18 protein-coding genes are annotated in these 20,597 nt (G+C 63.0%); 8 read left to right on the top strand and 10 right to left on the bottom strand.

Annotated features, from left to right (window positions below):
- The first annotated feature begins 523 nt into the window (after positions 1 to 523).
- The gene (locus ACMGFI_RS08885; protein ID WP_436909017.1) at positions 524 to 1,552 is read left to right on the top strand and encodes a Cdc6/Cdc18 family protein; all 1,029 of its coding nucleotides are present in this window, start codon (positions 524 to 526) and stop codon (positions 1,550 to 1,552) included.
- Positions 1,553 to 1,641: 89 nt separating this feature from the next.
- On the opposite strand, the gene ACMGFI_RS08880 is transcribed toward ACMGFI_RS08885, so the two are convergent.
- Both ACMGFI_RS08880 and ACMGFI_RS08875 read right to left on the bottom strand, forming a co-directional pair.
- A complete protein-coding gene (locus tag ACMGFI_RS08880) occupies positions 1,642 to 4,167 on the bottom strand; it encodes a hypothetical protein (protein ID WP_436909016.1) in 2,526 nt (841 codons plus the stop codon).
- A gap of 81 nt (positions 4,168 to 4,248) precedes the next feature.
- The gene (locus ACMGFI_RS08875; protein ID WP_436909015.1) at positions 4,249 to 4,545 is read right to left on the bottom strand and encodes a hypothetical protein; all 297 of its coding nucleotides are present in this window, start codon (positions 4,543 to 4,545) and stop codon (positions 4,249 to 4,251) included.
- Between the two features lie 290 nt (positions 4,546 to 4,835).
- On the opposite strand from ACMGFI_RS08875, the gene ACMGFI_RS08870 reads away from it, so the two are divergent.
- From ACMGFI_RS08870 to ACMGFI_RS08860, 3 genes are read left to right on the top strand one after another with little or no spacing between them, the layout of a single operon-like run.
- A complete protein-coding gene (locus ACMGFI_RS08870; protein ID WP_436909014.1) occupies positions 4,836 to 5,777 on the top strand; it encodes a P-loop NTPase family protein in 942 nt (313 codons plus the stop codon).
- Between the two features lie 2 nt (positions 5,778 to 5,779).
- Positions 5,780 to 6,079, top strand: a complete 300-nt coding sequence (locus ACMGFI_RS08865) for a DUF8156 family protein (RefSeq protein WP_436909013.1) — start codon at positions 5,780 to 5,782, stop codon at positions 6,077 to 6,079.
- Positions 6,080 to 6,084: 5 nt separating this feature from the next.
- Complete coding sequence (locus ACMGFI_RS08860; protein WP_436909012.1) at positions 6,085 to 8,235, top strand: type B DNA-directed DNA polymerase; 2,151 nt, start codon at positions 6,085 to 6,087, stop codon at positions 8,233 to 8,235.
- Positions 8,236 to 8,464: 229 nt separating this feature from the next.
- On the opposite strand, the gene ACMGFI_RS08855 is transcribed toward ACMGFI_RS08860, so the two are convergent.
- The 3 genes from ACMGFI_RS08855 to ACMGFI_RS08845 form a co-directional block, all read right to left on the bottom strand.
- Positions 8,465 to 9,334 carry a hypothetical protein gene (locus ACMGFI_RS08855; protein WP_436909011.1) on the bottom strand — a complete coding sequence of 290 codons (870 nt, stop codon included), beginning with the start codon at positions 9,332 to 9,334 and terminating at the stop codon, positions 8,465 to 8,467.
- A complete protein-coding gene (locus ACMGFI_RS08850; RefSeq protein ID WP_436909009.1) occupies positions 9,331 to 10,281 on the bottom strand; it encodes a helix-turn-helix domain-containing protein in 951 nt (316 codons plus the stop codon). Before ACMGFI_RS08850 ends, ACMGFI_RS08855 begins: the two co-directional genes overlap by 4 nt.
- A 149-nt stretch (positions 10,282 to 10,430) precedes the next feature.
- A complete protein-coding gene (locus ACMGFI_RS08845; RefSeq protein ID WP_436909007.1) occupies positions 10,431 to 11,765 on the bottom strand; it encodes a cytochrome P450 in 1,335 nt (444 codons plus the stop codon).
- An 89-nt stretch (positions 11,766 to 11,854) separates the two neighbouring features.
- Between ACMGFI_RS08845 and ACMGFI_RS08840 the strand changes: the two genes are divergently transcribed.
- Positions 11,855 to 12,568, top strand: coding sequence for a helix-turn-helix domain-containing protein (locus ACMGFI_RS08840; RefSeq protein ID WP_436909006.1), 714 nt, complete (start codon positions 11,855 to 11,857; stop codon positions 12,566 to 12,568).
- 83 nt (positions 12,569 to 12,651) lie between these two features.
- On the opposite strand, the gene ACMGFI_RS08835 is transcribed toward ACMGFI_RS08840, so the two are convergent.
- Positions 12,652 to 13,416, bottom strand: coding sequence for a pirin family protein (locus ACMGFI_RS08835; RefSeq protein WP_436909004.1), 765 nt, complete (start codon positions 13,414 to 13,416; stop codon positions 12,652 to 12,654).
- Between the two features lie 187 nt (positions 13,417 to 13,603).
- Between ACMGFI_RS08835 and ACMGFI_RS08830 the strand changes: the two genes are divergently transcribed.
- Positions 13,604 to 14,197 (top strand): beta-class carbonic anhydrase, encoded by a 594-nt coding sequence (locus ACMGFI_RS08830; RefSeq protein ID WP_436909003.1) that lies wholly within the window; start codon positions 13,604 to 13,606, stop codon positions 14,195 to 14,197.
- A 281-nt stretch (positions 14,198 to 14,478) separates the two neighbouring features.
- On the opposite strand, the gene ACMGFI_RS08825 is transcribed toward ACMGFI_RS08830, so the two are convergent.
- From ACMGFI_RS08825 to ACMGFI_RS08815, 3 genes are all read right to left on the bottom strand, one after another.
- Entirely contained in the window at positions 14,479 to 15,288 is an 810-nt protein-coding gene (locus tag ACMGFI_RS08825; RefSeq protein ID WP_436909001.1) for a DNA-binding protein, read from the bottom strand.
- A 754-nt stretch (positions 15,289 to 16,042) separates the two neighbouring features.
- Positions 16,043 to 17,329, bottom strand: a complete 1,287-nt coding sequence (locus tag ACMGFI_RS08820; RefSeq protein ID WP_436908999.1) for an outer membrane protein assembly factor BamB family protein — start codon at positions 17,327 to 17,329, stop codon at positions 16,043 to 16,045.
- The gene (locus ACMGFI_RS08815) at positions 17,322 to 18,494 is read right to left on the bottom strand and encodes an outer membrane protein assembly factor BamB family protein (RefSeq protein ID WP_436908997.1); all 1,173 of its coding nucleotides are present in this window, start codon (positions 18,492 to 18,494) and stop codon (positions 17,322 to 17,324) included. The genes ACMGFI_RS08820 and ACMGFI_RS08815 overlap by 8 nt, the downstream gene beginning before the upstream one ends.
- 146 nt (positions 18,495 to 18,640) lie before the next feature.
- Here ACMGFI_RS08815 and ACMGFI_RS08810 point away from each other — a divergent pair, with 146 nt between their 5' ends.
- Together ACMGFI_RS08810 and ACMGFI_RS08805 are read left to right on the top strand one after the other, a co-directional pair.
- Entirely contained in the window at positions 18,641 to 18,931 is a 291-nt protein-coding gene (locus tag ACMGFI_RS08810) for a hypothetical protein (RefSeq protein ID WP_436908995.1), read from the top strand.
- Positions 18,932 to 19,444, top strand: a complete 513-nt coding sequence (locus tag ACMGFI_RS08805) for a PIN domain-containing protein (RefSeq protein ID WP_436908994.1) — start codon at positions 18,932 to 18,934, stop codon at positions 19,442 to 19,444. It begins immediately after the preceding gene.
- A gap of 334 nt (positions 19,445 to 19,778) precedes the next feature.
- Here ACMGFI_RS08805 and ACMGFI_RS08800 read toward each other — a convergent pair whose 3' ends face one another.
- Entirely contained in the window at positions 19,779 to 20,084 is a 306-nt protein-coding gene (locus ACMGFI_RS08800) for a DUF7344 domain-containing protein (RefSeq protein ID WP_436908992.1), read from the bottom strand.
- Between the last annotated feature and the right edge of the window lie 513 nt (positions 20,085 to 20,597).

The following is a 20,597-nucleotide window of genomic DNA, read 5'->3' as shown; positions in this document are numbered from 1 at the left end:
GCGCGCTCGCGCTTGTGCAGTCGCCTGCGCGGCCCCTATCCGCGCGGGAGGTGCCGAGAGCGCGGATATCCCGCTTAGCGACCGCGAGCGCGCCGAGGGCTTTCAACGCCCACCGTCGAGTGCAACCACTCCGATACGACTTCTTTCCACGACCCAGCCAATAGAAATCACTGAGACACTCGCACATTCACTGAGTAGGTGATTCATCCCTAGTAGTATTGAAATCAACCACCCTGGGACTGTTTGTAAGACCCTGTATCAGTCCAGCTGTCGAATCCGGGGGTTGTCTTATGTAAGTCTCCCTCGGCCTTAGAACAGACAACTGTTACATAAGACAAATCCAAATATGAACTCTGAAAGCGACCGGCAACCCGAGCCGATTCGTTTCCGGAAATACCGCTGTGACCGGATCAAACCACGGGCAAGCGGCCGGATCCGAAGCCAATCTCCTCGCACGTGATCCTTTCCGGAAACGGCCCGCACACGTTTTAGTGGTCCAAGCCGGATCACTTCCGTACCAGACATGATCCGCGATGCTCGCGTGTTGCGCGCCGGGTTCGTTCCGCGGGAGATCGAGCATCGCGACGCGGAAGTCAACCACCTCTCCAGCGTCCTCGATCCGATCACCGAGGGCGAACCCGCCGACACCGCTCTCGTGACCGGCCCGAGTGGCGCGGGCAAGACCTGCCTCGCGAAGTTCGTCACCGAACGGCTGCGCGAAGAAGTGCTAGACATCGAGACAGTCTACGTCAACTGCTGGCGCAACTACACCCGTTTCCGGACGCTCTACCAGATCCTCGATACGCTCGGGAAGACCATCGACATTCACCGCCAGTCGACACCCCACGACGAACTCGTCGAACGCCTTCAGCAGTACGACGGGCCCCGGACGGTCGTCATCCTCGACGAGGCCGACCAGCTGGAGAACCCCGACGTGCTCTACGACCTGCACAGCCTCCCGCAGTTCGGGCTGATCTGCATCGCCAATAGCGAGGAGGACCTCATCGCCCGCGTCGACGACCGGCTGGTCAGTCGGCTCCGGTCGAGCGAGCACGTCCGGATGGACAAGTACCACGTCGACCAGTTGCAGGACATCCTCGCCGCCCGCGTCCGGCGTGGGCTCGACCCCGATGCGATCACCGACGCCCAGCTCCGCCGGATCGCCGACGCCGCGGCCGGCGATGCCCGCCTCGCCATCGGCATTCTCCGGACCGCCGCGAGTGCGGCCGACCGCCGCGGCGCCGACCGCATCACCGACGAGATGCTCCTCGACGCCGCCAGCGACGCCCGCGACTCGATCCGACAGACCAACCTCGACTCGCTGACGCCCCACCAGCGGGTCGTCTACGATATCGTCCGCGAGCACGGCCCGCTGGGACCCGGCGAAATTCACGAGTACTATACGGACGAAGTCGAGGACCCGCGCACGAAGCGGACCGTTCGGAACTACCTCTCGAAGATGACCCAGTACAATCTGCTCACCGCCGAGGGAACGAGCCGCGACCGCGAATACGCGCTGGTCGACCCGGCAACGGCATCGCCGACGCAGTGAGTGTGGTGTGGTGGCTTCTGCTCAGTGCAGGCCATTGGCTGATTGCTGGACTGGCTCCAGTACTTTCTAACGTCGTCAATAGACCTCATTCAAGAGTCGTCCCGCGCCCGTTTCGAGTAGGGACGAATACGATCATCGGAGAGTTCGCTCGCGAGTCGGGCCATCCGACTTTCCAGTTGCTCTACCTCAGAAGTAGTAATTCGTGCGTAGCGTTCGCCCTCCACCTCCGTCGTCGCTAGTGAAAGGAACTGGTCGTTGAAATCATCCACGAGGTCTCCACTCCCAAGATACTCATACAGTTCCCTTTTCAATTCGTAGAGCTTGACCACCGCCTCTAAGTCCATGAATGCAAGCGTTGTCGACACTGAGCCGTCCGTGAACACGTCGAAGTGGCTCCGCATATTTTGAGCCATTTTGTCAAAATGATTCTCGTTGAAATGCTGCGAAATCATGATGTGGGCATCAAGCTGATCGTCGCCGGTTTTCGCGCGAATCCGAGTCATCTCGTTGTCGTAGAGAATGTAGCGCGTCGCTTGATCCTCCTCAGCAGGATCGAAGTCGTATCCTCCCTCACTGAAGGATCGCTTTGTGTCGTATGATAGAACATGGTACGAGTTCCGGTCTTTTGGAAACACAATTGCCCCGTCCGATTCGCGCTCACTCTCCTTGCCCCATCTCTCGGATCGAGAAAACAGGAACTTGAGCAGATAGAAGACCTGCTTTTCGAAGTACGTTCCGCTGGAAAAGTGTTCGCTCAATTCGTCTTTGTGCTCGTGAAGGTCATCATATCTCGAAGCTGCCGTGAGGTATTTCCGACAGATATCATAGGATTCTCGCGCCTTCTCTGCAACTCGGTCTTGGACATCAGTGAATGCGTCGTACAGGGCATGGCCAACGAGTTCGTCAAGTGGAGCATCCTCCCTAAAGAGTAGATCATATAATGGGAGCGTTCCGAACCCGAGGAATTGGCGTCCTTCAGAGCCGCTGTAGGTCACATATGCGGCTTCAAGCATATACGAATTGAACCGCTGTATACGAAGACCAGTTCCGGTCGGTGCAAATCGAACCTGCCGCCGTCGTAGCAGGTCTGCCTGTCCCGGCTCCCAGTGGAACTTCACATCGACTTCCGCAACCCGATTGTTGGAGATTGTGTCCGTTGTGGTCTCGTACGAGAGGAAGTTCACTCGTTCATGACTTGGAGAGATTTTCTTGAGTTTGCGATTGATTTTCGATGCGATGGCGTCATTGTCGATAGTTATCTCAGCTGGTTTTGGATCATTGAACTCAACTTCGCCACAATCGCTGCACGTGTCTTCTTCTGGGTCAGAGAGGGCACCACACTCGAGACATGTCTTCTTTTCTTCGACAACTAGTTCTCCGTCTTCATCTGTCGCAAGGACGTCGTCGACGAATTCACGCACTTCGTTTGAGAGATTGCCATAAAACCGTTCGTAGGCACTATACTCTCCTGTGAGGATCCGATTCAGTAGATACTGATCATCGGCTCCATCGTACGAATAGATGGTATCGAATTCGACCCCTACGATTGTCGAAAATCTTCTCTCGAACCTCTCTCGTTCATCGTCGGTTTTTCGGGATGTCTCAGAGAGAAACTGAAATCCGTCAGAAAGATGCTGGAGCTCAATCTTATGACGGCCACCGTGGATGATATCCTCAACTCGGAATGAGTCCAATCCAGCCATCCCACCGCTGGGAAGATATCCCGATCCACGCAGTGTCTCCATATCCGAGCGAACACCGCGAACGTCATTCTTGAGGGTAAGCTTAGAACGATCCGGTAGTGCGGAATCTTTGTACTGGATACTAACGATTTTGAAGTTCTCACGGAACTTTGTATCCCGGTCTGAACCCTCACCAGAGAGAGCCTGGCTGACACGCCCTGAAACAGACTCGTCAACACGATCCGGCTCAACTTCCTCCGCATCGGTGTTTGCACGGAGCCGATCAATCACCTTTCCTCGACTCCGACCGGATCCACGAATCGAAAAGGAGCTGTCCCCTGTCCTTTTAACGATTACAGGTTCAGTTCGAAGATGCTTCCGTGCAGTCACCTCGTCACCCTCTACCTCTTTGTTGATCCGGCTGTTGCCAGGCCATAAAATATCAAATGTGTCATCGACAGGGTCACGAACGACTGTCCCGTCATCGGACAGCTTGGATAGCACATCCTGAAAATCGGAACCAGTAAACTCGTTTTCTTTCTGCTTCAGCGACCACTCATACTGGACGTATAGTGTTCGGAGTTCCTGCCGAATTTCCTTATCATCTGCAGACTGAATCTCTCTTACGAACGCAGGGACTGTCTCGTGTTCGGCTTCAATGACTTTTCGCTTCCCTTTCGAAAACTCAAGCAATAGGGCTTCAGGAAACGTGTCTGGCCCCTCTTCTTTGTCTTCATTATCGCTTTCAGCTTGTCTACCCTCATCAAACTCGGTGGTTTCAGTCTCATTTGAATCCACTGCGTCACTCTGGTCGTCTTCGTACGTCTCTTTGACTTCTTCCCAGTCAACGTCAATCTTATACCAGAATTCGTCCTCAGAATACACCTGCTTAATATCATCAGAATCGGTATCTTCCGAAGTGTCCACAGCCATATTGCCACATACTTGTTGTCAACCTACATAAACACTGTGTGAACGTCCTGCACACAGATCCCGCCAAATCACCTACGAGATCTACTGCTGATAAACGAAGGGGTCCTCAGTATTTCGCGTTGGAATTTGTCGAAAGAGCGAATGCCAAGAAAACTCTCCTTGACGTTGAGAACATCCGAAACGCGAGCGCTTGACCCGTTCATCATCGGTGACTTCGCTTACACCAGTGACTGTCTCCCGTACGACGCCGACCACCACTTCCGCGATATCGATCCGGTAACGTGCTTGGTCGTGGTCGTTAGCGATATTGGTCACACCTACGGTCGGATGGCGACGATCAGCTTCACGCTTTAGGGGATAGCCACTCACGTCGCCCACGAAGACGCCCACACATACGATAGATGTCAGGTTTGGCACGTCGGCATCCCAAGAACCTGATCCAGTAGCCACAACGAGACATCGTGGACTCGATCTCTATAGGAGGCACCGTGGTCCGAGTCAGCACCGAAATCAAACAGCTGCCAAATGCGTTCACGAAACGATTCTGGAAGCCGAGAGATCCCACACAGTCGAACACTACTGGCCGTGAAACTTCAATTCTAACCACTCCTCAGAACTCCGGAAACCACACGCGAGCCCTTACTGAGTGTCCCCAGCTATGATCGGCTATGCCCGATCCCACCCGAACCGACCGCTCACGACCCCGGTCCGACACCTCGACGCGGCCAGCCCAGCACAACTGCTCGGCCGTCGCCGGCACCCCCGACCAACGGGTCGACGGCCTGCTCCCGTCGCTCAACCCCGGCCTGACGCTGCTCGATATCGAGGCCGACCGCAACGTCCCGGTCGTCCACGCGCTCGTTTGTGACCACCTGCTCGACACGAACGGCCCCGCCTTCTGGGTGGACGCACAGGGGTACGCGACGACGGCGACGCTGACCCAGATCGCGCCGAGTCGGCGTCTCCTCGACCGCATCCATGTCGCCCGCGGCTTCACCGCCTACCAGCATTTCAGTGCGCTCGCGGACCTGCCCACCGCAGTCAACGCCCACGTCAAAGCGGCGACGACCACCGACGCGTTCCAGCGGAACGACGCTGGCACCCACGACACGGACGCCCAGCCGACGCCTTCCCTTGTCGTCGTCCCCGCCGTCGACGCGCTCTACCGGGCCGACGACACGCTCTGCGACGCCCAGACGCGCCGGCTGCTGGCGCGCAGTCTCGCCCGTCTCCACCAGTACGCCGACGCCTACGACGTGCCCGTCCTCTGCACTCGAACGAAGCAGGACGGGCTAACCGACCCGGTCGAGGCGGCCGCGACCCACCGCTACACGTGCGAGGCGACGCAGATGGGCCCGCGGATTACTGGCGAAGACTTCGAGCCGCAGTGGTATCCCGTCGGCGGTGGCGACACCTATCAGACGACGCTGGCCTACTGGGCGGACCTACTGGCCACCCGTGCCGAGGGGACCGGGTGTCAGCCCGCCAGCCCGTCGAGCCCGTCGCTGGCCAGCGACGACACGGACGACCAGATCACGACTGCACCCACCCGCCAGCCGGGCGCCCCGCTGCTGGACACGTGGGCCGGCCAGCCCAACGGGGGGTACTGAGGATGGGCCGCACCAACCCGACTTTCCGCGACACGCTCACCGCGCTCGAAGTCCGGTGGAGCGACTACCGTCGTGCGCTGCGACGGACTGACCAGCCACACTTCGACCAGCTGTTCACCCACGCCCGCGAGCACGCCGACGCCAGCGGGCTGTTGAACCACCAAGAGCCGATGTATCCCGTGCTCGTGAGCATCGCCCTCGAACAGCAACGGACGATCGAGACTCTCCAGTCGCGCGTCGAGACACTCGAAGCAGCCGTCGAACCGGACCCCGACGAATCTACCGAAGAGGACGACTGCTGACCACAATGCCGTTCGCCTTCGACTTCCTCGAGGACGGGCGCGTCCTCGAATGGACGGTCACCGATGACGGCGCCGAACCCACGGTCGTCGACGACTACACACCCCGCATTTTCGTCGGACCCCGTGATCCCGAGGCCGATATCGACCTCGTACCTCTTCGCCAGTTCTACGAACGCCACCCCGACGTGCTTGGCACCGAGGTCGTCGAACGCCGACCTGGCTTCCGCCGTGACATCGAGCGAGTCCTGGCCGTTGACGTGTCCCACGTCGACCGCGTCACGTCACTCGCTAGGCAAGCCCGCCAGCTCGACGCCTACCCCGTGGGTGACCTTGCTTGCTACAACGTCGATTTCACACGCGAGTTCCGCTACTGTCTCGAACGCGGAGTCGACCCGACGCCCACCGGGGACCTGACGACCCTCTCGCTGTCGGTCCCGGTCACCGAGACGGCCGGCGACACGTACGAGACGCTGACCGTCGCCGGCGACACCGTCACCGGCAGCCCGGCGACGATCCTCGACGCCGTCACGGCCGCCGTCGAAGCGCGAGACCCCGATGTACTCGTCTGCTCGACCGCCGATATCGTGCCGACGCTCTACAGCATGGCAGACCAGGTCGGCAACGAGTTTTCGCTAAGTCGCTGGCCCGATGTGGAGTACCAGCAACTCGCCGGCCAGTCGACCTACACGAGTTACGGCCGCGTGGGTCACTCCCCAGCGCGATACAACGTTTCGGGGCGTGCGATCATCGACGAGTCGGCCACGTTTCTGTACGACGAGACCAACCTCGCTGGCGTGCTCGATCTGGTCGAGCGGTCGCACAAGCCCGTCCAGGAACTCGCCTGGGCGTCGATCGGCACCGTCCTCACCGCGATCCAGGTACGGGAGGCGACCGCCCGCGGTGTCCTCGTTCCGTGGAACTCCTGGCGCCACGAGCTGTTCAAGTCGATGGACACACTGCACGATGCCGACCGCGGCGGGTTCATCTTCGCCCCCGATACGGGGGTCCACGAGGATGTCCACGAACTGGACTTCTCCAGTCTCTATCCGAACATCATCTGCACGCGGAATGTCTCGCCGGACGTGATCCGGTGTGACTGCCATCGTGACCGCGCGGACGTGCCCGGCCTCGACTACGCGATCTGTGACGACCAGGGCTATCTTGTCGATGTCCTCGAACCGATCATCGAGGATCGGGACGCGATCAAGGCGGCCATCCGCGAAGAGCGGGCGACTGACGACCCTGACAAGGATCGATTGTCTGCCCTCGAAGGCCGCTCGGACGCGCTGAAGTGGATTCTGGTCGCCTGTTTCGGCTATCAGGGCTTCGCGAACGCCAAGTTCGGCCGCATCGAGTGCCACGAGGCGATCAACGCTTTCGCGCGGGAGATCCTCCTGGACGCCAAACAGCGACTGGAGGCCGGAGGCTGGGAGGTAGTCCACGGCATCGTCGATTCGATCTGGGTGAAGCCGGCGCCGGATGTCTCGGCCGGCGACCGATCAGACCTCGACACGCTCGCCGCCGAGATCACCGACGCCGCCGGGATCGACCTGGAGTACGAGGCCGCCTACGACTGGGTGGCGTTCGTCCCGCGACGGGACGATTCGGCCGGTGCCCTGACGAAGTACTTCGGCCAGCTCGCCGACACGGGCAAGTATAAGATCCGGGGCATCGAAGCCCGCCAGCGATCGACGCCACCGTTCGTCGAGGCCGTCCAGCGCGAGTGTCTCGACTGCCTTGACGAAGCCCGGGCACCCGAGCCGGTGCTGCAACGCCTCCAGGCGGCGATCACACGACTCCAGGCTGGCCGGGTCGACCCCAACCGGCTTGCCGAGCAGGTGCGGGTCTCGAAGCCGGTCGACGCCTACACGCAGTACACGCATACGGTCGCAGCGCTCGAACGGGCTCACGACCAGGGTTTGGCCGTCAACCCCGGCCAGGAGATCCGATACGTCGTCGTCGACGACACGAAGGCCTCGCGGGACCGCGTCGCTCTTGCTCACGAGGACATCGACAGCTACGACGCCTCGTACTACGAGACACAGCTCGTTCGCGCCGTCGAGAGCGTCCTCTCGCCGCTGGGGTGGGACCAAACCGACGTTCGCCAGTGGCTCACCGATACCGTTGACGGGACGCTCGAGGCGTACGCGGAGTGAGATGGAAGCGACCGAATACGGTCGTGGCTGCGCGCGCAACGACCGCAGGGAGCGAGCACGGAGCGGTGGGCGGGGCGGTGGGGTGGGACTGGTCCGGCACCGGCTAGAATTCGAACACGGCTTCGCGCGACGACACATCCCACTGGACTGCTTGCGGGATGCGCATACGGTCCCCTCGGCCCAGGCACCATCGCGACGGTTCGTCTACGGGGGCTCGCAATGCGCCGGCTTACCGAGGCCGGACCGTCTCGCCGCCACGCTCGAGGACTTGCTTTGCGACCAGGCGGTCGATCGCGTCGTCGACGGCGTCGTGCTGGTCGTCCGACAGTGTCTGTACGTTCGAGCGCACTCGGTCACGGATCGGTTCGATATCGTCGATCCCATCATCGACGGCGCTTAGAACAGTGTATTCGACCTCGAATGCCGTCGCGAATGCTTCGATTCCGGCTGTGAACGTTGACGGCAACCCCGAGAGGGAAGTCACCGCCATCTCGATCGCGAACAGCGGATGCGAGCGGTCTCGGATCTGTCGTGCTTCGGTTGCGCCCGTATTGAACGGTCGCTGCTCGTCGATTTCGGTCAGAATCACGTCGTAGTCCAGCCCACGCTGGGCGTACATCCGCATGTCCTCGATGTCGCGGCGCCGACCACTGGTCAGGTCACCGCCGGAAACCGCTTTTAACAGGAACATATCCTCGTCGGCGAGGACGAATGCCGTCGCCTGGTCTCCGGTCCAGAACACTGTTGCCCGGTCGTGCATCCGGTCGGAAATCCAGACCTTTCCGACGACCTGCTGCTCGAAGAGGTCAATCTGAAGGCCACGCTCGTCGTGCTGTAACTCGACTGTTCTGCCGATATCCTCGAACGCCGCCGTTGGCTCGCTGGTGACTGTGAACCCCCGTGCCTGGAGTACCTGATGGACGTGTTCGAACTCAGAGGCAACACTCAGCGCCAGGTCGATATCTTCAGTCTGGTCTTTCAGCCCCTGCACCGTCATCGCCGACCCGCCGAGCAGATATACGGTCACCGACTCCGAGAGCCAGCTGTCGAATTCGCCGAGGAAGCGTTCGATCGCCTCGCCGCCTGTGAACACGGTCATGAGAGGCCGTACTGCTCTTTGAGCGCCGCAAACTCTGCTTCACTCGGCAGGGGAACTGGTGACGCCGCCCCAGCATCGAACGCCCCATCGAGGGCTCGATACATCGCCGCAACCGCGGCGTCTAGGTCGTACCACTGGGCAGTTTCGAGCAGCGTCGCTCGGTCGAGCCCCAGCGTCTCGATCAACAGCATCGCGTAACTGACCCGGCGGGATCCGCTATTAAGCGCGAGCGTGTGACAGACCACTTCGGCAGGGGTGAGCTCCGCGTCGGGGGCGTACCAGAACGCGGGTTCGTCCGCGAGGAAGAAGTCCAGGCCGTACTCGGCGAACCGGGCGAGCCCGGTCAGCTGCCACTCCGCGGCGTCCTCGAGTGCCGCCGTATCCTCGGACGTTTGGACGCGAACGAGCGCTCGCGTCGGGTTACACCACTCGACGGTCGCGCTCGGCGCGAGTGCCCGGGCTCGCGCCCGGTGCTCGTGGCGCACGACAGCCCGGGCGAACGCCAGCAGGGGCGCGAGGTCATCGCTCAACGCGTACTCCGGACCCGACGGGGACAGCATCGCGCGATGCTTGAGCGGCGAGAGCGCCTTGTGGACACCCTGTCGGGTATTGTCGAGCCGGTCCGCGATCGCGGCCACCCGCCGGGGTTCGTCGAGATACCAGCAGACGCGAAGCGTGGCCGGCGAGAGGAGGTCGGCCCACTCGACGTGGCCCAGCTCCGACTGCAGCGTCCGATACGCTTCGACGACCGGATGCGTCGCGAGCCGGACCCGCCGCTGGTTAGTTGGCCCGCGGCGCTCGTCGATCAGGTCCGCGTCGAGTAGCGTATCGAGGACCTCATAGAGATGGTCCTGCGAATAGTCGGTGTCCGTAGCGAGGTCGGTAACCGTCGCTTCCCGGCCGGTCTGCAACGCGTCGATGACAGCGAAGCCGGCCTTGGTAAGCATCTGTGTCTACTATTAATCCTGTTCTATTAAGTAGTTTCTGGATTCTAGTTTACGATAGCCGATTCACTAAATCGATGAGTCTATGAGGCGTAATAACGCTGGAAGTCGTCTCTGAGAGCGTGCCTGCCTGAGTAGTCAGCCTCCCGTTATCACCGGGTGACAGTCGCTTCGATCGCCGGTTCGGGTCGCAGTTGTAACGAGGGGGTAAACGTCAGCGGGCCGTCGACCGAGACGGCCAACTCGACGGAAGCGAGTATCGTCGCCACCACGAGCGCCAGTTCCTGCTTGGCGAAGTGCCTCCCGATGCAGTTGCGCGGGCCGCCGCTGAACGGGAAGTAGGCGTACTCGGGGCGGTCGGTGGCCCGCTCCCAGCGAGTCGGGTCGAACGCCGTCGGGTCGTCCCAGAACCGGTCGTCGCGGTGGACCGGCCACTGCGGGAGGAGGCACTGTGCTCCCGCCGGAAGGTCGTAGCCGCCGAGCGTCACGGGCTCGGTCGCCTGCCGCGTGACGCCGAGCGTCGGCGGATACAGCCGTAGCGTCTCGGCCACGACGTGTCGGGTGTGTTCCAGCTCCGAGAGCAGTTCGCTGGCCGGTCGGTCGCTCTCGGCGACAGTCTGGGCCTCCTCGGCGAGCGTCGCCCGGTGGTCCGGATGCTCGTCGAGCACCCGCCAGATGTGGGTCAGCGCGACTGAGGGGGAGTCGTGGCCCGCGAGCAACATCGCGACCACGTTCTCCCGGACCTCGGCCAGCGACAGGTCGCCCGCATCGTGGGCGTCCAGCAGGACCGAACAGAGGTCCTCACCTCGGTCCGTCCCCCGACGCTCAGTGAGGATGTCCTCGACGAACGCGTCGAGTTCGGTCACCGTTCGCTTGAACCGCCGGTCCGTCGGGGTCGGCACCCAGTCGGGGAGCAGCTGGCCGGGTCTGCGGAAGTTCGCCCGGTCGACGAGCGCGTCCGCCGCATTCATGACGACCGCTTCGCGGCCACGAATATCCACGTCGAGGAGCGCATCGGCGAGGACGGTCACGGTGAGCTGCCGCATCTCGCGATAGAGGTCGATCTGGTCGCCGTCGTCCCACGCTCGAACGTAGGTCCTCGTCGTTTCGACCATCCGGTCGGCGTAGCGGGCCATCGCGTCGCGGGTGAACGCGGGGCGCAACGCCTTCCGAAGGCGCTCCCATCGCTCGCCGGTCGTCGTCGTGACTGCGTGGTCCTCGATCCCGCTGAACGTCTCGCGCTGGGCGGGACTGATCGTGAACGACTCGTGGTCGTCGACGAGGACTTGTTCGATCAGCGTAGGGCCCGTTACGAGATACATCTCCTGGCCAGGAATGTCGAGGCGAACCACGTCCCCGAGCGTTGCCCACCGCTCCAGTGCATCGACCGGGTTCTGAGCGAATGCGAGGCCATTGCCGAACAGTGGGACACCGTCCGGTGTCGGCGGTGAGGCCGTCGCGTCGGTAGCCGAAGGCCGTGCAGTCATGAATAACGAGTCGACCGCCGAACGGTTCGATACTGTGGCGAAGCTTCTAGCTTATTTTTATGTACCGGCTGCGACCACACCGAGACGACATGAAGTACCTCGACGTTCGAATCGACCTACCAGACCGGATGCTCCATCCGATGCAGGCGTTCATCCGCCACGACGACACCGTCCGGTACGAGGAGATGCTCGCCTGGCGCGTCCGTCCCGAGGTGGATATGGAGTACGCTCTGTACTACGTCGAGGCGGACCTGGAGGCATACCGCGAGGCGGTTCGCGAAGTGGAGACAGTCGTCGACTGCCGGATCACACCGATCGACAATGACGCTGCACACGTCTGGGCGTGCGAGGAGACGCGCCCCGAGACACGAGCGTGGCGTGACGCCTTCGCCGACCGGCAACTGATCGTGATGCCACCGATCCGGTTTGACGAGACAGCCGCGATGGCGATGACGATCGTCGGTGATGGGGCTGCTCTCCACGACACGATCGAGACCATCCCCCCCGAGGTAGAGGTGACTGTCAACGAGATCGGAACCTACGACCGCCGCGGGGGGACGCTGGCCGCCACGCTCACCGACCGGCAACTCGTCGCCTTGGGGACGGCACTCCGGCTCGGCTATTACGAGGTCCCGCGTGACGCGACGCTCGCGGACATCGCGGCCGAACTCCACTGTGCGGAGAGCACTGCGTCGGAACTGCTCCGTCGGGCCGAGCGGGACGTTCTCTCCCGGGTATTCGACCGCTATGGGGGAACTGTCGATCGAGAGCCAGCGCCACCCGCAACCGCTCGCGAAGTGTGATGAAATCGCCTGCCTGTGGGAGCTCTCAACGGAGCCCGTACCCGTTCAGGGGAACGAAAAGCGACTGGAAGTTCGCTCGTGTTTCAGCGGCCGATCGTGCCCTGGCGCGTGATCGGGGCGTCGGGATTGATGGTGAACGCGACGATAGTCGAGTCCTCGGTCGCGGTGACGGCCACGTCGCTGTCGTCAGTCACGAGTGCGCTCTCGGTGTATCCGATGGATTCCTCGCCAACGTTGACGGCGCCGTCGAAGACGTAGAGATACGTGTGCCAGTCCGGCCGGGACGGTAGCGTGGTCGTGGCGCCGGCCGCAAGGCGGCAATCATAGCAGTCGACATCGTTACGGACAGAGAGCGGCGCGTCGGTCCCTTCGGGGCCGAACAGGTGGCGCCACTCGCCGGCGACGGGGTCAGGAATCGGCTCGTGCTGGATGCCCGGCTCGAGGTCGAGGCTGTGGGGCCGGACGAAGATCTGGAGCATCCGCAACGGTGGGTCGTCGGCGAGCGTCTCCTCGGAGTGCCAGAAGCCGCTGCCGGCATTCATCACCATCAGGTGGTCGGGGTCGGTCACGAGTTCGTTGCCCTGCCGGTCGTCGTGGCGCATCACACCCTCCGGCACCCAGGAGATGATCTCCTCGTTTCTGTGCTGGTGCATCCGGATCAGCGTGTCGGGATCCATGAACGACTCGACGACGGTCGCAAGCGGGCCGTAGCCATGGTCGTCGTGGTCGGGGACGGCCCGGCCGGGGAAGTTGAGGTGGATGCGGAACTTGCCCTGATTTTGCGAAACGTCCGTGCGCGGCGCTGTATGGATCCGGGGCTGGGTTCGTGCTGCGGGCGAATCGTCCATTACCAACGTATTGGCTCTTAGCCGTATATGGGTTCTGCGCGGGGTGTCGCGAGTGGGACACTCAACGGCCCAGTCAGTCCGGTCGCCGGCGAACCGAGCCAGCGACAGGGAAATTGATGACCGTCAGCCAGCGGCAACACCGTATCGTACCCAAACATTCCTCCCGATTCAGTCCTGTCTTCCAAGGATGGCAGACGATCACAACCACCACGAACACGTCGACGGGACAGTCGCGGAGCGCTCCGACTGGGCTCGCCGCCGTCGCGAGGGGATCCCGACGAACAAGAACCTCCTCGTCATCGCCTGCATGGACGAACGGATCCCGGTCGAAGAGGCACTCGGGCTCGAACTCGGCGACGCCCAGATCTTTCGGAACGCCGGTGGGAAGGTCACCGACGACGTCATCCGCTCGGCTGCACTGACGACGAACTTCTTCGACACGGATGAGATCATTGTCATCAACCACACCGACTGTGGGATGATGAGCGCCCCCGACGCGGCCGTCTGGGAAGGGCTCGAAGCACAGGGCGGCGACTTAGCAGATGTCGATCTGGATCCGTCGCTTCCCGAACTCGACATTGGCGATGCTGATATCATCGACTGGGTCAAGATGACCGACGACATCGACGAAGCCTGTGCGGCACAGGTCGAGTATCTGCGGCAGTCCGACCTGATTCCCGAGGAGGTCACCGTCTCGGGGTACGTCTACGAGGTCGAATCCGGGGAACTCCGGGAACCTGGTGACCGCATCGCCGACGAGATTAGCGAACGACAGGCGTAGCACAGCGGCCGGTTTGCACGTCGGCCGCTCACCAAGACTATCGTACGCGCAGAACGGGAGTCTCCCAGGGAACCAGGGAAGGGGGTTTCCATAAACTCGCCCAGGGGTCCGAGTACCGCTCGACGGCCACTCACCGAGGAGCCACCCCGTCCTCCGAACTGTCCACGAAAGGTTGTGGCTGCGCGCGCAACGACGACTGGACGCGAGCACGGAGCGGAGGGTGGGGAGGCGGGGTCGGGTCGGTCCGGCACCGAATAAAAAACGAGAGTGGTTGCTCCGCCCTACTCGTCCCACCACCGACCGCGATTCGGGAATTCGACCTTCGACCAGCCCGTCACGGCCACCGAGACGCGACCCTCGTACCAGCTCTTCTCGACTTCGCGCAGTCGCACCGTCTGTCCTTCTTCGACCCACGGCTGTCCACTCTTCTCCCAGACCGTGAACTTCGTTCGTCCCGAGTCGTCCTCGATGAGTCCAACCTGCTGAATCCGGGGATTGTCCGCATCCCACAGCTGCTTGATTGTTCCCTCAATATCGACCGTCGACCGTGGGACCTCCTCGAGCGTCTCGATCGGGACAGCCACTCCGGGTGAGGCGTGCAACTCCTCTTTGACCAGCAACACCGCATTCAGCATATCTACGCCTTCGACAACCTTCTGTGCGAGCCGATACGCCGCCCCCGCCCTGGAACGGTCGTCCAGTTCGTCCGCGATCTGCGCTGCGCGCTCGTTCACTTCTGCCAACTGCTCCTGGCTCAACTTGGTCCGTGGATCTTCGGGGGGCTCCTCCTGTGCATAGCGTGTCTGGCTACTCACCACCTCGCGCGTCCGTCCCTCCCGATCCGAGGACTGCCGTCTGTCCAGCCGCTGGCGCGTGCTTCGAATTTCGTCTTCCCGCGCTCGGAACTTCTCTTCGCCTTCCAGGGTCATGCCCTCCGGCCTGGCCTCGGGATGGTTCGTATCGACCTTCCCCTGTATCTCTTGATCGACCGACCGCCGCAGCTCCGGGCTCTCCTCAACTGCCGCGTCGACGTTCTGGTCATCCGCCTGTGCGTCCGAAACTTTACTACCGAATCGCGTTTCACTAGACATTGGAATTCATCACAATTCCGAAGGCGCTCACGCGCCGCCACCGCGATGCTACTACATCGCGGTTTTCCGACGACACGTCCGACGAGACACAGTTGCGCGCGCTCGTTCGCGCCTTCGTTCGCGCCCTCCGGGCGCGACGAGCGCGCGCTATCGAGGACCCAGCATCCAGCACCGCGCGCCGACCCGCCCGGAGCGAGCGGCCAGCGGAGTCCCCGTTTCGCCCGCGACGCAACCACGTCCGTCGCGGGTCTCCGAGTCCCGGAAGCCGCCGGAAGTCCGGGACCGAAACGGGAGACCCGCTGGCGCCGAAGGCACATCCATTTTAGCCCGGAACGGGCGCTTGCGGTGCGGAGAGCGCCCGAAAGCCCGGAATGGTTCGGTCGCGAGCGACGCTCCGGGCGGTATGCGGCGAGCGGGGCGGGCCGTCACGACACACCTGGCCAGCCGACGACGAACACTGCTGACCCAACCCTTCCCTGGCGGACTGAAAGGGCGAGGCGCGCTCGCGTTTCTGCAGTCGTCTGAACGACCCCTATCCGCGCGGGCGGTGCCGAGAGCGCGGATATGTCGCTCAGCGACCGCGAGCACGCCGAGGGCTTTCACTGCTTACAGCCGACTGCCGTGGACCCGATTCAGAGCGAGCCCGCAGAGGGCGTTCAGTGGGCACTGCCGGGATCGCAGTCACTGACCCGACGAACTTCCACACCCAAGCCGTCTATAAGACCGAGAAGAGCGACAACACAGGCCACGATAGCTAGCTCGTCGGGAGCCGCGCCACGCCACCGCTATCCCGATAGGAGACATACAGCGCATCGTCGGCCGCCGCCACGCCGATCCGCGAGTTGTCGGGCTCGTAGTGCCACCGGCGTGACCCGTCAGCTGGATCGTAGGCGGCGATCTCGTTGTCGCTGGCCGCAAACACGATCTCGCCGGCGTGGCCCAGCGCCTCGACCGTCCCGCCGATCGAGATGTCGGTCGTCGTCTGCCACCGTTTCGTACCATCGCCGTCGAAGGCGTCCAGCCGGATCAGGATGCCGCCGTCGGGGTCGTTGACCGAACTCGCGGCGACCACGCCCGCTCCCGACGGATCCACCATTTCGAGCTCGTAGCCGACAGGCCGGCGCCATCGGGGCGTCCCATTGTCCCGACTCAGGGCGACCAGCTCGTCCGCACTATCGCGATGCTCGACCCGCACATAGATGTCGTCACCGACCCAGATGGGGGGCGCGAAGCCGCTGGCGACCTCGCCGTCGACCGCCTGGCGCCACAGCACCGTCCCGTCGCCGGCCCGGTGCCATCGCACCGTCGACTCGCGAACCGTCGCGATTCGGTCGCCAGCTGCAATGGGGTTCAGATACCCCTCGTCCGGTGAGCGGTCCCAGCGGACGTCCCCGGTCTCAGGATTGACCGCCACGAGCCGCCGACTGCCGTCGGGCGCCGTCCCGTGCAACAGACAGACCGTCTCGGTCAACACCGGATACGGGTAGTCTGGGCTGGGGCGTCGGAACCGACGCGTCCCCTCCTGGGCATCGTAGCCGCTGACTGTCCCGGCGATCGGATCGATAGCGACGATCAGCGAGCCGTGGCGACCCACCCAGCCGCTCCGGGCTTGTCCCTCGACGTGCCACAACTGCTCGCCCGACGTGGCGACCGTATACAGGTCGCCGTCGGTGCTGTGGACGTGGACCGGCCCGCCCGTCCCGGGGACGGCTGGTCGCGCCTCGACGGGGCCACCCGTCTCGATGTCGATGCGGCGCTCCCCGTCGGCCGAAAACCCGTGGATGTGCCGGTCCTGACCGCCCACGACGACGTACTCATCAGTCCCGGCCGGAGGCCCGGCGCCCGCTGCATCCGGGAGATCCTGCTCCCAGACGGGGTCGACCCCCGACAGCGACGACGCCAGCGAACAGCCCGCCAGCGCGAGTGAGCCCGCCGACGCAAGCGTCGCGAGCGCCCGTCGGCGCGAGACAGGCCGACCGCTGTGCCACCCAGCCCGGGACCCCGAGAGCCCGTCTGTCTCCGAGTCCGGCGTGTCACGCATCGGCGATCGCCTCCGGAGCGACTCGGGTCAGCCCGAACGACTGCCCGAGGTAGACGGTGTCGCCGGCCGCCTGTGCCCACTTGACACCACCGCCATCGAACCGCTGTTTGTCGTCGAACCGGACTGTTCGACGGCGTGTGCCGTCCCGGTCGTGGACGTAGAGCGTGGTCGGTCTGAACGGAATCGTCCCGCTGTGCCCGCGAACGCGCCGGTCGCCACCGACCAGCGTCACCAGCTTGTCGCCGACCAGCATCGGCCCGTGGGTCACCGCGTTGTCGAGGGTGTCGCGCCACAGCTGCTCGCCCGACGTATCGAACGCCCGTAGGGAGTAGTCCGCGCCGCCGACGTACACGCGGTCGTCGGTCACGAGCGGCCGCGCGAAGACGGTGTTGGCCAACGACCCGCGCCACTCGATGGTCCCGGTCGCCGCGTCGAGCGCTACCAGCTCCTCGGTCGCGGCGCCGACGTACGCCAGCCCGTCGCCTGCGCCGACGGCCGACAGCGCGGCGTCGAGACGTTGCGTCCAGCGAACCGAGCCGTCACGGTCGAGACAGACTACGCGGCCGTCGACCAGGGGAACGACCACACCGTCCGACAGGACGCCGGGCGCACCCGACAGCGACGCGGACACGCGATGGGTGAACAGCGTCTCGCCATCGTCACGGGCGACACCGACGAGTCGGTCGGACACGTCGTCCTCAGTCCCGGACAGCGGGACGACGACGCGGTCGCCGAGCGGGATCGGCGCGAACTCGACAACACCGGGGTCGGCCGCGTCGAGCGGGGCGAGGTCACGGCGCCAGATGGCCGTCCCCGCGGCCGTATCGACGGCGACCATCCGCTCGGCCTTCGAGACGGCGTACGCACGATCGTCGTGAACGCCGATGGGTGACTTGTCGCCTTTCGGTACCGTGACGGACCAGGTTGTCTCACCGGTCGCCTCGTCGAGGCCGGCGACGATGGGTCGGTCACGGAAGGGGCTGTGCGAGCCGGCCAGCAGTTGGCCGCCCGAGGAGACGGCGACCGACGACGGCTCCCGGAAACTGACGTACCACGACCGCTCGATCGGGGGTGAATCGTCGTCGCGGAGCCCGGCACAGCCGGCGAGGCTTCCAACGGCCCCGGCCAGCGTTCCCAGAACCGCGCGACGTGTCATGGAGGGCATTCGTCGGCCGTTTCGATGGCATCGGTATCAGTCTTGTTCTCGCGAGACTGCTGTGAGGAGAACGGATCGGTACGCTGCCACCGAGGTTTGCACACCCGAAGTGCACTGCCCGAAAGACTGTTTGCACTGCATACAAAGTATACACTATGGGAACGATCTCGGCGCGGGTGCCCGACGAACTCGAGGCCGAACTCGAAGCCTATCTCGACGAAGAGAACCTCGACCGGAGTACGGCCGTTCGCAAACTACTCACCGAGGGGCTCGACGAGTGGCGCCGCGACCGGGCGCTCGATCAACTCGAAGCCGGCCAGATCACGGTCAGCGCCGCCGCCGAGCAGGCTGGCGTGTCCGTCTGGGAACTCGCCCAGCTCGCAAACGACCGCGACATCACGTGGGTCGACGACGACCACCTCGACGACGACCTCGAGGCGCTGTGAATGTTCGTCTTCGACGCGACGCCGCTCATCTACCTCGCGAAGGCCGACGCGCTCGACATCGTCGACGACCGTGACGAGCGCTGTGTCGTGCCGGCGCCCGTCCACGAGGAGGTCGTCGCCGACGGCATCGAAGCGGGGTATCCGGACGCACGCCGTATCGATGCCGCTATCGAGGCCGACACGTTCGATGTCGTCTCGGTCGACACGACGCCGCTCCGATCCCGGCTGGTGTCGAACCCGAACCTGAGCGAGGCCGATGTTGCGGTGCTGGCCTGTGCCGCGGCCCGGGACGGAGTCGCCATCATGGACGAGACTGCGGGGCGAGACGCCGCGTCGGTGGAAGGGATTTCGACCCGTGGGACAGCGTACCTCGTGCTCTCGTCGGTTCGCGACGACGCGATCACCGCCGGCGAGGGGCGAGCCGTGATCGACGCGATGGTCGACGCGGGGTGGTACTGTTCGACGGACATGTACGCGAAGATCCGCGCCAAGCTCGACGCGCTGGCCGACTGACCGACAGCCGCGACCGGTGACCCAACCAGCACCCTGGTGGACTGAACGGGCGAGGCGTGCTCGCGCCCAGTAGTCGCCTGCGCGGGCCACTATCCGCGCGAGTGCGGTGCCGAGAGCGCGGATATCCCGGGTGGTTCGAGAGAGCTTTGCTCTCTCGTCATCCCGAAAATCTCCGGTTTTCGGAGACAGCGACCGCGGGCGCGCCGAGGGCGTTCAACGAGTGCTGTTGGCTACGGGAATTACTTCGAGGGGACCGGAGACCGATGTGTTGAGCGGTCGGTTTCATCGGAGAACTGGCTGAATTCGTTGATAGGTGGGCTTGCAGACTGAGCAATTACGGCCAGTTGTCGGGAAGCTCATCGGCATGATCCCCTAGTAGCTCAAGAAGCGGACGAATTTCGTCGAACCTCGGTCCTTCCACAACTTCATGAGTGTCTTGGTTCCAATCGATGAATCCTGCCTCTTCCAACTTTGGGAGATGCGTGTGGTAGAATTCCAGCTGAAGAGCCGCTAACGCCGTCCTCCCCTCGTGAACGTCCTCTGGAACACAAATCCCATCTCGCTGTGAGTTGTCCTCAAATAAAGCGACGAGTAGCCGGCGGCGATGGATATTCGCTAACGCCTGGAAATACTCGTCCATGTCCAATAACATAATGAACTATAATCACATACGTCTGGCGCCTGCTCAAATAGGTGTCTCCTCTGTATTGAGCAGGTTGCTTTCAACACTCTCAGTATCTAACAGAGAAACCGGCGCTCAACTGGTAGGCTGTACGAACCAGATCCGACTCTGCGGTGAGAACCGGACACTGATTTCAGTGGGCTGTTCATTGAATCTCTTGCTCAGTACGTCTGCGAACCCACTTTTTGCGACGGAGAGCTCCTCGCTCGGCCTTCGGCCTCGCTGCGGGGATCCTCCGTCGCAAAAACTTGGGGAAAAAGGCCGGACGACTCGGTCGCTTCGCTCCCTCGCGTCCGGCGAACCGCCTCGCTCACTTCGTTCGCTCGGCGGATGCTCACTTGATAAGTCTATCATCTGCACTGAGCGATTTGCGAGCGGGTGTGCCAACTGTTCTATGACGCCAGAATAGTACAGCTACCATCTGTACTGACCGATCCAACGACCTTGATCTGACTGACCGTTAGTGCAGGA

The sequence above is a fragment of the Halosimplex marinum genome, from assembly GCF_051414075.1.
In the GTDB taxonomy this organism is placed as follows: Archaea; Halobacteriota; Halobacteria; order Halobacteriales; family Haloarculaceae; genus Halosimplex; species Halosimplex marinum.
The sequence above is the reverse complement of the archived record's forward strand: the minus strand, read 5'-3'. Positions and strand labels throughout refer to the sequence as shown.